The organism is Sorangium sp. So ce1014 (genome assembly GCF_051521505.1).
Classification (GTDB): Bacteria; Myxococcota_A; Polyangia; order Polyangiales; family Polyangiaceae; genus Sorangium.
Map to the genome: position 1 here is coordinate 10,347,189 of NZ_CP150356.1, position 14,789 is coordinate 10,361,977.

General features: G+C 72.7%; 12 protein-coding genes. 5 read left to right on the top strand and 7 right to left on the bottom strand.

What is annotated here, in order from left to right; genetic code table 11:
- Window positions 1-6 precede the first annotated feature (6 nt).
- Window positions 7-582: a response regulator transcription factor gene (locus tag WME75_RS39275; RefSeq protein ID WP_437481731.1), complete on the top strand. Its 576-nt coding sequence runs from the start codon at window positions 7-9 to the stop codon at window positions 580-582.
- Here WME75_RS39275 and WME75_RS39280 read toward each other — a convergent pair.
- Entirely contained in the window at window positions 579-1,775 is a 1,197-nt protein-coding gene (locus WME75_RS39280; RefSeq protein WP_437481732.1) for a trans-sulfuration enzyme family protein, read from the bottom strand. The two genes, WME75_RS39275 and WME75_RS39280, sit on opposite strands and share 4 nt — an antisense overlap.
- A 91-nt stretch (window positions 1,776-1,866) precedes the next feature.
- Between WME75_RS39280 and WME75_RS39285 the strand changes: the two genes are divergently transcribed.
- A complete protein-coding gene (locus WME75_RS39285) occupies window positions 1,867-3,534 on the top strand; it encodes a nitrite/sulfite reductase (protein WP_437481733.1) in 1,668 nt (555 codons plus the stop codon).
- 159 nt (window positions 3,535-3,693) lie between these two features.
- Here the strand turns inward: WME75_RS39285 and WME75_RS39290 are convergent, their stop codons facing one another.
- The 5 genes from WME75_RS39290 to WME75_RS39310 all read right to left on the bottom strand — a co-directional run bounded on the left by WME75_RS39290 (window position 3,694) and on the right by WME75_RS39310 (window position 10,787).
- Window positions 3,694-5,811 (bottom strand): ATP-dependent helicase, encoded by a 2,118-nt coding sequence (locus tag WME75_RS39290; protein WP_437481734.1) that lies wholly within the window; start codon window positions 5,809-5,811, stop codon window positions 3,694-3,696.
- An 87-nt stretch (window positions 5,812-5,898) separates the two neighbouring features.
- Window positions 5,899-6,867, bottom strand: a complete 969-nt coding sequence (locus tag WME75_RS39295) for a hypothetical protein (RefSeq protein WP_437481735.1) — start codon at window positions 6,865-6,867, stop codon at window positions 5,899-5,901.
- A 51-nt stretch (window positions 6,868-6,918) separates the two neighbouring features.
- The gene (locus WME75_RS39300) at window positions 6,919-8,310 is read right to left on the bottom strand and encodes a serine/threonine-protein kinase (RefSeq protein ID WP_437481736.1); all 1,392 of its coding nucleotides are present in this window, start codon (window positions 8,308-8,310) and stop codon (window positions 6,919-6,921) included.
- Window positions 8,307-9,299, bottom strand: a complete 993-nt coding sequence (locus tag WME75_RS39305; RefSeq protein ID WP_437481737.1) for a serine/threonine-protein kinase — start codon at window positions 9,297-9,299, stop codon at window positions 8,307-8,309. Before WME75_RS39305 ends, WME75_RS39300 begins: the two co-directional genes overlap by 4 nt.
- A gap of 186 nt (window positions 9,300-9,485) precedes the next feature.
- Window positions 9,486-10,787 (bottom strand): extensin family protein, encoded by a 1,302-nt coding sequence (locus tag WME75_RS39310; RefSeq protein ID WP_437481738.1) that lies wholly within the window; start codon window positions 10,785-10,787, stop codon window positions 9,486-9,488.
- A 196-nt stretch (window positions 10,788-10,983) separates the two neighbouring features.
- Here WME75_RS39310 and mrtC point away from each other — a divergent pair, with 196 nt between their 5' ends.
- The gene (mrtC, locus tag WME75_RS39315; RefSeq protein WP_437481739.1) at window positions 10,984-11,796 is read left to right on the top strand and encodes a myxosortase MrtC; all 813 of its coding nucleotides are present in this window, start codon (window positions 10,984-10,986) and stop codon (window positions 11,794-11,796) included.
- Entirely contained in the window at window positions 11,793-12,545 is a 753-nt protein-coding gene (locus WME75_RS39320) for an HAD family hydrolase (RefSeq protein ID WP_437481740.1), read from the top strand. The genes mrtC and WME75_RS39320 overlap by 4 nt, the downstream gene beginning before the upstream one ends.
- Window positions 12,546-12,585: 40 nt before the next feature.
- Here the strand turns inward: WME75_RS39320 and WME75_RS39325 are convergent, their stop codons facing one another.
- Window positions 12,586-13,728 (bottom strand): AI-2E family transporter, encoded by a 1,143-nt coding sequence (locus WME75_RS39325; RefSeq protein ID WP_437481741.1) that lies wholly within the window; start codon window positions 13,726-13,728, stop codon window positions 12,586-12,588.
- Between the two features lie 519 nt (window positions 13,729-14,247).
- Here WME75_RS39325 and WME75_RS39330 point away from each other — a divergent pair.
- Complete coding sequence (locus tag WME75_RS39330; RefSeq protein WP_437481742.1) at window positions 14,248-14,688, top strand: TM2 domain-containing protein; 441 nt, start codon at window positions 14,248-14,250, stop codon at window positions 14,686-14,688.
- The last annotated feature ends 101 nt before the right edge of the window (window positions 14,689-14,789 follow it).

The window sequence follows — 14,789 nt, forward strand, 5'->3', positions numbered from 1 at the left end:
GTGAAGATGACGCGACGGATCGAGACGGCGCTGCTCGTGGACGACGACGACGCGTTCCGCACGACCCTGCAGGGAGCGCTGCGGCGCCGCGGCGTCGTGGCGAGGACCGCGGCGACGATCGACGAGGGGCTCGTGGCGCTCGAGTACGAGCCGGTGGACCTCGTGGTCATCGACTACCGCATGCCGCGCGGCGACGGGCTCAGCGCGCTCGCCAACTACCGCAAGCTGCAGCCCGACGCGGCGATCGTGATGCTGACCGGGTTCGGGGACATCCCGCTCGCGGTGGCGGCGATGCGCGAGGGCGCGGACACGCTGCTCAGCAAGCCCGTCGACGCGGACAAGCTCCTGCGCGAGGCCGCGAACCTGCGCGAGGCCGCGAGCCTGCGCGACCGCCAGCGGCCCCCGCCGTCGTCGGCGGCGGCGCCGACGCCCCCGCCCGGGAGCCTGAAGCTCGACGAGCTGGAGCGCGAGGCGATCCGCGCCGCGCTCCGGGAGTCGGGCGGCGTGGTGGCCACCGCGGCGAAGCTGCTCGGTATCGACCGGCGGACGCTGCAGCGGAAGCTGCGGAAGCTCGGGAGCTAGGCCTTGTCGAGCGCGTCGAGCGCGCCGAGGACGTCCTTCACGACGTCCTCCGCCTCCTCGACGCCGACCGACAGGCGGATCAGCGCGGGGGAGATGCCGATCGCGGCGAGCTGCTCGTCGCTCAGCTCGTGGAAGCTCATGATGCACGGCTGCTCGATGAGCGTCTCCACGCCGCCGAAGCTCGGGGCGATCGCGGCGATGCGCGTGCCGTCGACGACGCGCGAGGCCGCCTCGCGCCCGCCGCGCACGATGAAGCTCACGACGCCGCCGAAGCCGCGCATCTGCTCGGCCGCGACCTTGTGATCCGGGTGCGACGGGAGCCCCGGGTAGAACACCCGCTCGACGGCGGGGTGCGCCTCGAGCGCGCGCGCCACCGCGAGCCCCGTCGCGTTCTGCCGCTCGACGCGGAGCGCGAGCGTCTTCATCCCGCGGCCGACGAGCGCCGCGGCGTGGGGGTCCATGACGCCGCCGAGGACGCTCCGCATGTCGCGGACCAGCGAGATCAGCGCGTTCGACCCGGACACCGCGCCGCCGAGGACGTCGTTGTGACCGGACAGGTACTTGCTGGCGCTGTGGACGACGAGGTCGATGCCGCGCCCGATCGGGTCGGAGTTGTACGGGGTCGCGAACGTCGCGTCGACGATCGTCTTGACGCGCGCCTTCTTGCAGATCTCGGCGAAGCGGGACAGGTCGATGCAGTGCAGGTACGGGTTCGTCGGCGACTCGCTCAGCGCGAAGCGGGTGCGCGGCCTGAAGGCCGCCTCGAGCTGGTCGAACGCGCCCGGGTCGATCAGCGTGTGCTCGACGCCGAGCCGCGAGAGCACGTGGATCACGAACTGCCGCGTGCGGCGGTACACGTCGCGGAACAGGATGACGTGATCGCCCGCCTTGAGCAGGGCGAACGCGGTGGTCGTCACCGCCGCCATCCCGCTCGCGAAGAGCAGCGCGTCCTCGGCGCGATCGAGCGCCGCGATCCGCTGCTCGACCTCGCGCACGGTGGGGTTGCCGTAGCGGCCGTACTCCTGCCGCTCCGGGTCCACGTCGCCCCCGGCGAAGTAGCGCTCGAGATCCGCTGTGTTCGCAAACGTGTACGTCGCCGTCTGCGCGATCGCGGGCGCGAGGGTGTGGGACGGACGCTCGCGGAGCACACCCGCGTGCACAGCATCGGTCGAGGTCGGCAGATCGGTCTTCATGGGAGGCAGGAAGGGGCCCGGTGCTTCCCTTGCACCGGCTTTGATAATTGTCGCACTTGACGCGTCGGAAATATAGGGAATACCATCGGTCATGTTGCAACCAGTCGAGCGCCTTGCGGCGGCCATCGACGAACACGCCGAGAACGTCGCCAAATTCAAACGTGGTGAGCTGACCCCTGACCAGTTCCGCCCGCTTCGGCTGGCCATGGGGGTCTACGCGCAGCTCGCGCACGTGAAGCACATGCAGCGCATCAAGATCCCGGGCGGGCAGCTGACGGCAGCGCAGCTCGAAGCGCTCGCCGAAGTGACCGAGCGGTGGGGTCGCGGGCTAGCGCACGTCACAACGCGCCAGGACATCCAGCTGCACTACCTGGAGATCGAGGAGACCATCGACCTGCAGCACGCGCTGGCGCGCGCAGGGGTGACCACGGTCGGCGCGTGCGCCGACACGCTCCGCAACGTCACCGCGTCGCACCTCGCGGGGGTCGTCGACGACGAGGTGTTCGACGTGACGCCGTATGCCCACGCGGTCACGGCGCACTTCCTCTTCCACGAGCACAACCGGCGCCTGCCTCGGAAGTTCAAGGTGGGCCTGTCGGGCAGCGCGCGCGATCACGCGCAGCTCATGATCAACGACGTCGGCCTGCTGGCCAAGGTCGGCGATCTCGGCCAGGGCTTCACCGTCTACGTGGCGGGCGGGCTCGGCTCGACGCCCGAGATCGCCCATCTCTGGCGGGAGTTCATCCCGGTCTCGGACGTGCTGCTTGTGTGCGAGGCGGTGGTGAGCGTGTTCCACCGGGACGGCGAGCGGAAGAACCGGAAGAAGGCACGGCTCAAGTTCCTGATCCGGAAGCTCGGCGAGGCCGAGTTCCTGCGCCGGCTCGACGAGGAGTTCGATCGGATCAAGGCGGCGCGGGGCGAGGCGCTCGCGGCCGAGGTGGCGCGGTACGCGTCCGAGTACCGGGAGAGCGACCCGCCCCCGCTCACGCCGTCCCGGGAGACGCTGGGCGACGGCGCCTACGCGCGCTGGAAGCGGACCAACACGATCGCGCAGACGCAGCCCGGCTACCGGGTGGCGACGGTCAAGCTGCCGCTCGGCGACATCACGAGCGAGCAGCTGAAGAGCCTGGCCGACCTCTGCCGGCGCTACGCCAACGGCGAGGTGCGGGCGACGAACACCCAGAACTTCGTGCTGCGCTGGGTGCCGGAGGGGCAGCTGCTCAACCTGCACCGCGAGCTCTCGCAGATCGGCCTCGCCGAGGCGGACGCCGGGCACATCACCGACGTGGTGGCCTGCCCCGGCGGCGACTACTGCACGCTCGCGATCACGAAGAGCATGCAGGTCGGGGCGCGCATCCGGGAGCACCTGGTGCCGAACGGCAGCCGCCAGGAGGCCGACGATTTCGTGAGCGCCCTCGGCGAGTTCGACATCAAGATCTCGGGGTGCCCGAACTCGTGCGGGCAGCACCACGTCGCCGACATCGGGATGACGGGCCTGATGGTGAAGGGCAAGGACGGGGTCGAGCGCCCGCACTACTCGCTCCGGGTGGGCGGCTGCTGCGGCCCGAGCGCGCGCATCGGCGAGCGCCTCGACGGCCGCATCCCCGAGGAGGAGACGCCCAAGGTGATCGCCGCCATCGCGCGCCACTACATGGCCGGTCGCGCCGAGGGCGAGAGCTTCCGCGACTTCGTCACGCGCAAGGGCGTGCAGGAGATCACCCGCGCCGGCTTCGCCGCCGCCGAGGGCTCCGCGATCTAGAGCGGCGGTCACCCGCTGCGGATACGGGCCCACCTCGACGTTTTCGGTGCTCGGCGTACGAGAGTACGCCTGCGCGCCGAAAACGCCGATCTGGGCCCGTCTCCTGTGCGGGTGGCCGTCGCTCTGTTCCCGTGTGGAAGAGAGCGGGAACGACCGCGCTCAGGTGCGGCGGCGGGGAACGACGGGGGGATCCCCGGCGAACGGGTTCATCGACAGCGCGGCCAGCACGCCGGCAGCCCCCGCCTTGACCTTCTCCATCGCCGGAGCGACGGCCGCGATCTCCTCGCGCTCGTCCAGGAGCTCGGGGGGGATGTCGAGCATGAACCTGCTCGGCGTCCTCGGCACCACCTTGCCGCGCGACCCGCGGTGCTTCGCCCGCATGAGGTAGAGCCGATCGCGGGCCCGCGTGACCGCGACGTAGAAGAGCCGCCGCTCCTCCTCGATGCTGTGCCCGCCCGCCTCTCCCCCCTCGGCGCTGATCGGGGCGGCGTCGGTGGCGCGCTCGTCGAGGCTGCGCTGGTGGGGCATCAGCCCTTCTTCCAGGCCGATCACGAAGACGTAAGGGAACTCGAGGCCCTTCGCGCCGTGCATCGTGGTGAGGGTCACGCGGTCGGTGGCCTCGTCCTCCTCGGAGTCCTGCCGCAGCGCGAGCAGCCGCAGGAACTCGGCGAAGCTCGCGCGGTCCCCCTTCCCCTTCTCGTCGCGGCGCCCGAAGACGTTGAGCAGGCCCTCGAGGTTGCCCCAGCGGCGCGCGGCGGCGTTGTTCGTGGAGGAGCCGGCCGTGATGTCCTCCTTGAAGCCGGCGTCGACGAGGAGCGCGCGGGCGACCGCCGCGGAGGGCTCGCCGCGCTCGAGCCGCGCGCGCGAGGCCTCGATGATCCGGAGCAGCTGGCGGCACCCCTCGATCGCGGCGGCGCTCAGCTCGTGGATGGCGTGCGGCCGCGACACCGCCGTCCAGAGCGAGGTGTCGTGCGCCGTCGCGTAGGCGCCGAGCTTGGCGACCGCGGCGTCGCCGACGCCGCGCGCCGGGTAGTTCAGGATGCGCCGCAGCGACATCTCGTCGTTCGGGTTCATCGCGACGCGCAGGTAAGCGATGAGGTCCTTGACCTCCTTGCGCTCGAAGAACTGCTGGCCGCCGATCATCCGGATCGGGATCTGCCGCTCCTTGAGGGCCGACTCGATCGCGGCCGCCTGGAGGTTCGAGCGGTAGAGCACGGCGATGTCCTTCGGCCGCGCGGCCTCGCGCTCCAGGAGGCGCTGCGCCTCCGTGGCCACGAAGCTCGCCTCGACGTCGGGGTCGGCGCAGATGATGGACCGCACCGTGTCGCCCTCCTCGCGGGTGGCGATGAGCGACTTCTTGTGCCGCCGGGCGCCGGACTTGGCGAGCACCGCGTTGGCGACGTCGAGGATGGGCTTGCGCGAGCGGTAGTTGTGCTCGAGCTTGACGACCTTCGCGCCCGAGAAATGCTCCTCGAAATCGAGGATGTTGCGCACGTCGGCGCCGCGCCAGGCGTAGATCGACTGGTCGTCGTCGCCGACGACGCACACGTTGCGGTGCTCTCCGCAGAGCAGGCGCAGCAGCTCGAGCTGGGCGCGGTTCGTGTCCTGGTACTCGTCGACGATCACGAAGCGGTAGCGCATCCGCCAGCGCTCGAGGACGTCGGCGCGCGCCTGCCAGAGGCGGACCACCTCGCAGATGAGGTCGTCGAAGTCGAAGGCCTGGAACGAGCGCAGCGCCGCGATGTAGCGCGGGTACACGAGCATCGAGATCTCGTCGTAATCGTCGATGCCCTTGCCCTGCCGCTGCGCCTCGGCCCACGTCTCGGCGTCGAGGAACGCGTTCTTGGCGTTCGAGATGCGAGAGAGGATCGCGCCGACGTCGTAGCTCTTGCCGGCGCGGAGCTCGCGGAGGATCTCGCGGATGACCCCCAGCGCGTCGGACTGGTCGAAGATGGCGAAGGAGCCGCCTCGCAGGCCGAGGGCGCGGGTCTCGGCGCCGAGCACGTCGAGGCCGAAGCGGTGGAAGGTGCAGACCTTGAGCTCGCGCGCGACCTTCGAGCCGACGAGCTTGCCGACGCGCTCGTGCATCTCGGCGGCGGCCTTGTTGGTGAAGGTCATCGCCAGGATGGAGCGCGCCGAGACGCCGCGATCGAGCAGGCGGGCGATCCGCGTGGTCACGACCCGCGTCTTGCCGGATCCGGCGCCGGCGAGCACCAGCATTGGCCCGAGCTCGTGCTCGACGGCCGCACGTTGAGACGGGTTCAATGAGCTCGACACCGTGCCGTGGACTAGCCCGGAGGGCGCCGGAGCGGGAGCTTGATTTTACCGGAGCGCGGCGCAGCCGCGGAATGCGGCTGGAAAGGCTCACTGTCCCGGCGGCGTGGCGAACTGCCCCGGGAACGGGTTCGCCTCCCGGCGGCGCCGGACGTCATCGAGCGTCCAGGGCGCCGTGCCGCGCTCGTGGAAGAGGGCCACGCCGATCACACCGACGTTCCTCGTGTCGCCGTGCTTCTGGTTGGCGTAGGAGCCGCGGACCGAGCCGAAGCGGAACGCCGCGACCGTGTCCTGGCTCTGACGGAAACCGTCGATCTCGAGCTCGCCGTGGGGATCGACCAGGTAACCGCGCTTGCCGAACGCCGCGGGCTGGCCGTCCATGACGTCGAGGCCGTCGACCGAGACGACGCACTCGACCCGGTTCGGCGTGAGGTTGCGCAGCACGATGCTGTAGCGCTGGCCGGCCTCGCCGACGACGTGGCTCGTCTCGCCGGCGACGAAGCCGCTCAGGAAGCCGCCGCCCTCGCCGCGCAGCCCGATCGCGACGGCGCCGCCGGCGAGCGTGAAGGCCTGCGGCGACGTGCGGCGGAAGCCGGACGCGCTCGCCATGGCGCGGGCCCCCTCGGCGTCGTTGTAGAACAGGCTCGCGACCACGAACGGCCGCGCGACGTCGGCGCGGACGAACGGCGCGGTCGAGATGCGGGACACGCGCGTCTCGCCCCACTCGGTGCCGAGGCCCGGGCGGTCGATCGGCTCCGGGGCGACCTGGCGGCTCGGCGCCTTGCGCGCCGCCCCCTCGGCGCGGCCTTCGCTGCGCGTGGACGAGGGTCGCTCGAGCTCGGCGGAAGGCGCCGCGGGCGAGGCCTCGGACGGCAGCGGGGCCGGCGCGCCCGGATCGGAGGCGGCGCCGTCCGAGAGCCCGGGAGCGCTGGCGGTCGCGCCTGCGCCCTTCGGCGCGGAGTCCGCCGGCCGCGTCGCGGTGCTGCCGCCGCACGAGGCGGCGCCCGCGAGGAGCGATATCGCCAAACAAGCCAGCCCGATTCGTCGCGTCCGGTTCATGGTCCCTCCACTCCGCATTGCGGCGTCGACAGGAGAACGGGCTCGACGAGGCTACCTTACAGCCGAGCGCGCCTGCGCCGCGGCGTGCGCGGACCGCGGCGCGGGGTGATCGTCCGCCGCGATCCAGCGCTGCGCGAGCGTGAGCCCGAGCGCGGCGGACGCGAGGGCGAGCGCGCAGACGCCGAGGGCGGCGGCGCGCGACGCGGCCCGCGCGACGTGCTGCGCCGGGCATGCGCGCGGCTTCGAGCGCGCCCGTGAGCGGCGGGGGTGGAGCGCGGCTCCGGCGCCGCCGCGGCCCGGCGAGGCGAGCGGCGGCCGGCGCTGCGCGGCGGCGGGCGCGACGGCGCGGGCGCCCGCGCAGGCGTCAAAGGCGGTCGGGGTGAGCTCCGTCGCGCTGGCCGCCGGCGCCGCGCACGACGGCGCTCCGTCGTGCAGGCGGCGCACAGCGGCCTCCATGTCAGCGGCCGTCTGGAAGCGATGCTCGGGCGCCTTCGCGATGGCGCGAAGGATCAGCGGATCGAGGGCGGCCGGGATGGGCTGCGGCGCGAAGCGCGACGGCGGGGGCGGCTCCCGCTCGCAGTGGGCGAAGCGGAGCTCATCGCGCCGGCCGCGCAGCTCGTCGAACGGGCCTCGGCCGGCGACGAGCTCATAGAGGACGAGGCCCATCGCGTAGATGTCCGCGCGCGGATCGATCGGCCGGGCGGCGCATTGCTCGGGCGCCATCGTCCTCGGCGTGCCGATGACCGCGTCCGGGGCGGTCAGCGAGGCGCCGGCGTGGAGGAGCTTGGCGATGCCGAAGTCGAGGACCTTGAGCGTGCCGTCGTCGCACAGAAACAGGTTCTCCAGCTTGAGGTCGCGGTGGACGATGCCGGCTGCGTGGGCGAGCGACAGCGCGGAGAGGGCCTGCAGGACCAGGCGGAGCGCGGTCGGGACGGCGACCACGCCGAGGCGCGCGAGCTCGGTCCTGAGGTCGCGCCCCTCGAGCAGCTCCATGGCGAAGTAGGGGCGACCGCCTTCGGTGGTGCCGAGATCGAACACCTCGGGCAGGCTCCGGTGGCGCAGGCGGGCGATCGAGCGCGCCTCGGCGCGCATGCGCGCCGAAAGATCGCTGCGGCCAGCGTGGATGCGGTGCAGCAGCTTCACCGCGAACCGGCGGCCGAGCTCGCGGTGCTCGACCTCGTACACCTCGCCCATGCCGCCCTGGCCGAGCAGACGCACCACGACGTACGGCGTACCGGGGAGCGATTCGCCCTCGATGAGCGCGCGGAGCGGCCACGCCTCCTCGGAAGGCTCGACCTCGCCCAGCGCGCGGAGCAGCCGCGCGCGTTCGGAAGGCTCCACCTCGCCGAGCGCGTGGAGCGGCCGCGCGCGAGGAGCCTGCGGCGCGCGCAACGCGCCGCCCGCGTACAGGAGCGTGCGGCCCTCAGCGGACGCGCCGTTCATCGCGCCCCTCCGTCCGCGAGCTGCGCCCGCGCGCTGCCCGCGTCGCCGGGCGGCGCGGCCCCCCCCGGATCGTCGTGAACGGGCGTCTCCCGGCCTCCGTCTTCTCCCTGCGCCTCCGCGAGCGCGGCGGCCATCGCGTCCGCCGTTTGCCAGCGGAGCCCCGGGTCCTTCTCGAGGGCGCGCGCGACCGCGTGGTCGAGCGCCGGAGGTACCCAGAGGAGCGAGCGGAGCCGCGGCGCCGGCGTGCTGAGGTGCGCCCGCATCACCGCCATCGAGTCGACCACCGGAAACGGCCCTCGCCCGGTGATCGCCTCGAACAGCAGGAGCCCCACCGCGTAGACGTCGGTGCGCGCGTCGACCTCCTCGCCCCGGATCTGCTCGGGCGACAGGTAGCGCGGCGTGCCGAGGACGTTCGAGCCCGTCGGCGGCCCGAACGCCTCGCAGCTCACCTTGGCGATGCCGAAGTCGATCAGCACCGCGTGCTCGGCCTCGGGCGCGCCGGGCGCGCTCTCCAGGTCGGCCACGCCCTGCTCGGCGCCGCTCGCCTGCACGAGGAAGACGTTCGCCGGCTTGATGTCGCGGTGGACGATGCCGGCGCGGTGGGTCGCGGCGAGCCCGCCGAGCACCTGGATGGCGATGCGCACGGCGGTGGGCGCCGCGAGCGGCCCGCGCGCGTCGAGCCGCTCGCGCAGCGTCTCACCGAAGAGGCGCGGCATGACGAGGAAGGGACGGCCATCGCTCGTCACGCCGACCTCCTCGACCTTCACGATGTGCCGGTGGCTCAGCGCCGAGAGCGCGCGCCCCTCCTGGACGAGACGCGCGCCGACCTCGCTCGACCCCTCGTGCATGGCGCGGAGCAGCTTGAGCGCGCGCAGCTGGCCGCGGCGGCCCGTCACCTCGAAGACCTCGGAGCACGAGCCTGCCCCGATCCTCCGGAGCAGGCGGTAGGAAGTCCCCGGGAGCGGCTGTCCGTCTTTCTTCTGCACCATGTCCGTCGACCTCCCTTGCGGGGGCGCGCGGCGGAGCGCCGGCGCCTTCGTTCGGGAAGGGAATCGTCGCTCTCGCGACGGGAGTTGCGCGCAGAAACCGCTCAGCTCATCAAAAAACGCGCAATCAACGGATGTGCAGTGGGGCGCGGCGGGCCGTTCAGGGCTGTACAGGGGCGCGGCGCGCGCTCAGTGATAGAGAAACCACCGGACGCCCGGCTTGATCTCCATATGGTAATGGTCGGCGTGCGGCGCGTTGTAATTGGGCGTCAGCACGTACGTGAAAATCCCGAGATCCGCCGCCTCGCACACGATCGACCGGAGCTCGCGCGCCTCGGGGAGCTCGGGCTGGGGCGCCCCCTCGCCGCAGGTCTTGTCCCCGATGCGGCCCTGGAAGTGGCGAGCGACGCTGATCCAGGTGCCGTCGCGCTTCTTGAGCGCGCCGACGTCGATGGCCAGGCCCGCGGGGTGACGCGTGCCGGGCGGGGCCCACGCGCCGCGGGGCTTCTGGCCAGCGTCGCTGCGCAGCACGACATCGCCGCGGCGCTTGGCCGGAGACGCCGTGGCCCGGGTCGACGCCACGGGCTTGCGGCGGGCGGCGCGGCGCGCGCCGGTGTTGTCCGCGGCCTTGACCGGCGCACTGCGCGCTGCGGCCGTCCGCGCCGCTTTGCCCGGAGCGCTGGACGCCGCGCTTCGAGTAGCCGCCGCCGCGCCCTTTTCCTTCGCGCCGCCCTCCGCCGCGCCCTTTTCCTTCGCGCCGCCCTTTTCCTTCGCGCCGCCCTTTTCCTTCGCGCCGCCCTTCTCCTTCGCGCCGCCCTTCTCCTTCGCGCCGCCCTTCTCCTTCGCGCCGCCCTCCGCCGCGCCCTTTTCCTTCAGGCGTCGCGGTCGCTCCTCGGGCGCCTTCGACGTCCCGTCGAGCGCGCCCTTCTCGCCCAGCTCGACCGGCGGTGCGGGCTTTGTCGATTCCTTGCGAACGTCACTGTCCGCGGCCTTTGCCTGCGCGGTCCCGTGCCCGTGCGCTCCCTCGTCGTCGCCCCCCCCGCGGCCCGGCATCGGCACGTTGGGTCGATACATCGTGTAATGAACGACCTCGTCGATATCGTGCCGCGAGAGCACGGCCGCGAAATCGTCGAGGGCGAGCGCAAGGCGCGCGTCCAGGATCTCGAACATGCTCGTCACGCGCTGCTCGGGCGGGAGCACCGAATGGAAGTACACGCCGTTCAGCCGGCCCGTCAGCCGGATCGGCGCGCGCACGCCGGGCGCGTGGTCGACCCTGAGGTACAGGATCTTCCGGCGATCCAGCTCGGCCAGCGCCTCGTCGTCCGTCATGTTGGCGTAGCGGTACGCCGGGGAGGCCTCGGCGACGCTCGCCGCCGGTGTCATGAGGAACGGCGACGCGGCCATCGCGGGCGCCGGACCGAGCGCCACAGAGGACGCAAGCAGCGCGCAGGCCAGCGGCTTCAGCAGACAGCGAAGTCGGGAAAACGCCACAGCGGCCGCACTCTAACGTGACCGGGCGGGAAGGCCAGAAAACGGGCGATGGCTGGACCTGTGAGCAGCGCCGGCGCGCGAGCCCGCCGCGCTGGCCGTCGCGCAGCGCCGGGCTCGCGGTTACGCTGGGCGCGCGCGGCCGCGACGCCCGCGACGCCGCCATCCCCCGCGCGCATCCCTCCGCGACGAACACGCCTTGCAACCGCCGACGCCCATCGAACCGAGCCGCGACGTGCACCCCCGAGCCGGCGCCGAGGCGCCCGGCGCGCCGGCCGAGGTGGACGCCGCGGGCGCGCTCCACGGCGAGCGCCCACGGCCTCCCGAGCCGACCGCCGCGCGCACGCTCCTCGCCGCGGCCATCACGACCGCCGCCGTGACGGCGGTGTCCTACGCGGCGCCGAAGAGCTACGCCGGCACGCTCGTGGGCCTCACGTTCCTCGCGGCGACGTTCTGGCTCGTGCTGCGGTACGACGAGGCGACGATCCGCGCCCACGGCCTGTCGCTCGGGGGGATCCTCGAGCCCGTGCCGCTGTCGGCAGGGCGGCTCGCCCGCGCCGCGCTCCACGCCGTCGCCTGGGCCGCCCTGGCCGCCGCGCTCGTCTTCCCGCCGTTCTGGCTCGGCTACCGGATGTACTGGGGCGTGACCTCGCCGTTCGTGCTGCGCCCGCCGTCCGCCGACGAGATCGCCGCGCAGCTGCTCGTGGTCGCGCTGCCCGAGGAGGCGTTCTTCCGCGGCTACCTCCAGAGCGCCCTCGACCGCGTCTTCCCGGCGCGCGTCCGCGTCCTCGGCGCGACGCTCGGCCCGGCGTGGCTCATCTCGTCGGCGATCTTCGCGCTCGGCCACGTGCTCACGATCCTGCACCCCGCGCGGCTCGCCGTGTTCTTCCCCGCGCTCCTCTTCGGGTGGCTGCGGGCGCGCACCGGCGGCATCGGGGCGCCGCTGCTGTTCCACGCGGCGTGCAATCTCTTCTCCCTGACCCTCGCCAACAGCTACGTTCAATCGCCGTGAGCACCTCGTTCGACGAGACGGCGCCCGGCCCCGCGCGCAGCGCCGTCCCGCCGGCGCAGCAGGACGGCGCCGCGCCGCGGGACGGCGGCGCGGCGCGGCGGCGCGCGGCGCTGTTCGACATGGACCGCACGCTGCTGCGCAAGGAGACGGCGAGCCTCTACGTGAAGTACCAGCGCCAGATCGGCGAGGCGACGGCGCGCGATCTCCTGAGGACCCTCTACTGGGTCGGGCTCTACACGCTCGGCATCCTCGACGCCGAGAAGGTCGTCGAGCGGGCGCTGATCGCGCTCCGGGGCGTGCCCGAGACCGTCCTCGCGGCCCGCTGCGACGACTGGTTCCGGCTCCACGTCGAGCCGCACATCGCCGACGCGGGGCGCGAGGCGGTGCGGCGGCACCAGGCGGCGGGAGACCTCTGCGCCATCGTGACCGGCGCGTCCCTCTATGCCTCGCGCCCGCTGGCCAGGCGGCTCAGGATCGAGCACCTCGTCGCGAGCGAGCTCGAGATCGACGAGCGCGGGCACTTCACCGGCCGCGCCGCGCCCCCGCTCTGCCTCGGAGAGGGCAAGGTCGCGCGCGCGGGGGCGCTGGCCGAAGCGCAGGGCTTCCGGCTGGAGGACGCGACGTTCTACACGGACAGCATCAGCGATCTGCCGCTCCTCGAGCTCGTGGCAGAGCCGGTCGCCGTGAACCCCGACCCGCGGCTGCGCCGCGTCGCCGAGCGGCGGGGCTACCGGATCGAGCGCTGGTGAAGGCGCCGCGCGCGGCTCGCTCGCCGCGCGCGCCGTCGCCTCACGCGGGCGGCGGCCGCGAGCCCGGCGGCGGCCGCGAGCCCGGCGGCGGCCGCGACGTCGGCGAGCCCATCGAGGGCGGCGGCTGCGAGGTGTGCGGCCCCAGCGGGAGGCTCGGGCGGGAGAGGCTCGCGCGGGTGTTGACCGCCCAGAGGACGAACGCGGCGACGACCGGACCGATGAAGATGCCTGCTGCGCCGAACAGCTCGAGCCCACCGAAGATGGAGAGCAGGGCGATGAGCGGGTGCATCCCGCCGTGCGAGCTCTGGACCCACGGCCGGATCACGTTGTCCGAGAGCCCGACGAGGACGGCCGCGGCGCACATGCCGATGCCCCCGCCGATGCGCCCGATGACGAACAGGTAGATGGCCGCGCCCAGCGTCACCGGCGTGGTGCCGATCATGGGGACGAGCGAGAGCAGCGTGGCGAGCAGGCCGAGCAGGAAAGCGCCCGGGACCTTGCAGGCGAAGAGCGCGATCGTCGTCAGCGTCCCCTGGACGGCCGCCGTCGCGAGCAGGCCGAGGACGGCGCCGTTCACCGTGTCCTGGATCGAGGCAAAGAGGACGTCGGTCTCCTCGTTCCTGAACGGCGACTGCTTGAGCAGCCAGCGCAGCAGCAGGCCGCCGTCGCGGAGCAGGTAGTACAGCGCCACGATGAACAGGAAGGCGTCGACGATCGTCTGCGGCACCGCGGCGACCATGCCCCCCGCGAAGCCCGCCATCGAGCTGCCCACCCGCTGGAACAGGTTGCTCACGTACGCGCGGACGTCGTCCCCGGACAGGCCGGCCCTGTTGAGGAGCCCCGTCAGCCGCCCGTCGTTCAGGAGGCCCTGGACGCCCTCGATGGTGCTCGACCAGTCCCGGGAGAAGAAGCGGCTGATCGAGGCAGAGGCCTCGATGATGATCACCGCGAGCGGGATGCACACGAGGATCACCACGCTGACCGTGGAGATCGCGGGCGCGAGCTGGCGGAAGCGGCCGAGTCGAGGCGCGAGGCGGCGCTGGAGCGGGGAGACGAGGAGCGCCACCAGGCCGCCGAGCAGGACGGGGACGAGCAGCCCCTTCACCATCCAGAAGAACAGCGCGATGAGCCCCGCCCGGAGGGCGAACGACAGCCATCGATCGGACTGGGTATCTTGGTTCATCGCCGGTTGCGCTCGCCTGTTACGCCGCGCTCAGCGGCGCGCTGGGCGCCAAGGTAGGGTGGGCCCCCGGCAACCACCAGCGATTTCCGCGTTGCACGAGCGCAGCGCGGCGGTTCCGGGATACAGTCAAGCTCGGCCGACGACCGCGGAGGCTCTCGGCAGCCTTCACCGCCGCGTCAGCTGGAGGGAGCGAGCATGAGCACGAGCGGTGGCGGGGTTCCGCCCGGGGGCGGAAGCTGGGGAAACGGAGGCGGAGGCTGGGGAAACGGCGGAGGCTGGGGCTCGAGCCCTCCGGGCGGCCAGGGCGTGGCGCCGGGCGGCGGCGCCTCCTCGGCGGGCGGAACCCCGCCTCCTGGCGGGGGATACCCGCCTCCTGGCGGAGGATACCCGCCTCCTGGCGGAGGATACCCGCCGCCGGGCGCAGGATGGGGCGCACCGCCGGGAGGACAGGGCGGGCCGCCTGGGGGCGGCTGGGGCCCGCCGCCTGCTCACGGCAGCGGACCGCCCCACCCCGGCGCGATGCAGCTCACCTCCGACAAGGACCAGGCGACAGCCTTCCTGCTCGCGGCCTTTCTCGGGATCTTCGGCGCCGACCGCCTCTACCTCGGCCAGACCGGGCTCGGCCTCCTGAAGCTGTTCACGTGCGGCGGTCTCGGATTCTGGACCCTCATCGATCTGGTCCTCATCGGCACCGGATCCATGCGAGACGCTCAGGGCCTCGTGCTCAGGCGCGACGCGCCCGTCGGTTATCCGACAAAGAGCCAGTCCACGCTCTTCTTGCTCTCGTATTTCCTGGGGACCGTGGGCGCGGATCGCTTCTATCTGGGACAGACCGGGCTCGGCATCGCCAAGCTCGTGACGTGCGGCGGATTCGGCATCTGGTCGCTGATCGACATGCTCGTGATCGGCATGGGCCGCTTCCGCGACGCCGAAGGGAACTCGCTGCGGTTCGAGCGCTGACCGCGAGGCAGCGCGTCGCCAAAGCTCGTTCCTGGTTCCCTGATGGAAAGAATCAGGACCGCAGAGGCACAGAGGATCTTTATTCTCTCCTCTAGGCCCTC

Excerpts from the sequence above, each read along its gene's own strand:
- WME75_RS39275 (WP_437481731.1), top strand. The coding sequence starts at position 7 with ATGACGCGACGGATCGAGACGGCGCTGCTCGTGGACGACGACGACGCG.
- WME75_RS39280 (WP_437481732.1), bottom strand. The coding sequence starts at position 1,775 with ATGAAGACCGATCTGCCGACCTCGACCGATGCTGTGCACGCGGGTGTG.
- WME75_RS39285 (WP_437481733.1), top strand. The coding sequence starts at position 1,867 with ATGTTGCAACCAGTCGAGCGCCTTGCGGCGGCCATCGACGAACACGCC.
- WME75_RS39295 (WP_437481735.1), bottom strand. The coding sequence starts at position 6,867 with ATGAACCGGACGCGACGAATCGGGCTGGCTTGTTTGGCGATATCGCTC.
- WME75_RS39300 (WP_437481736.1), bottom strand. The coding sequence starts at position 8,310 with ATGAACGGCGCGTCCGCTGAGGGCCGCACGCTCCTGTACGCGGGCGGC.
- WME75_RS39305 (WP_437481737.1), bottom strand. The coding sequence starts at position 9,299 with ATGGTGCAGAAGAAAGACGGACAGCCGCTCCCGGGGACTTCCTACCGC.
- WME75_RS39325 (WP_437481741.1), bottom strand. The coding sequence starts at position 13,728 with ATGAACCAAGATACCCAGTCCGATCGATGGCTGTCGTTCGCCCTCCGG.
- WME75_RS39330 (WP_437481742.1), top strand. The coding sequence starts at position 14,248 with ATGCAGCTCACCTCCGACAAGGACCAGGCGACAGCCTTCCTGCTCGCG.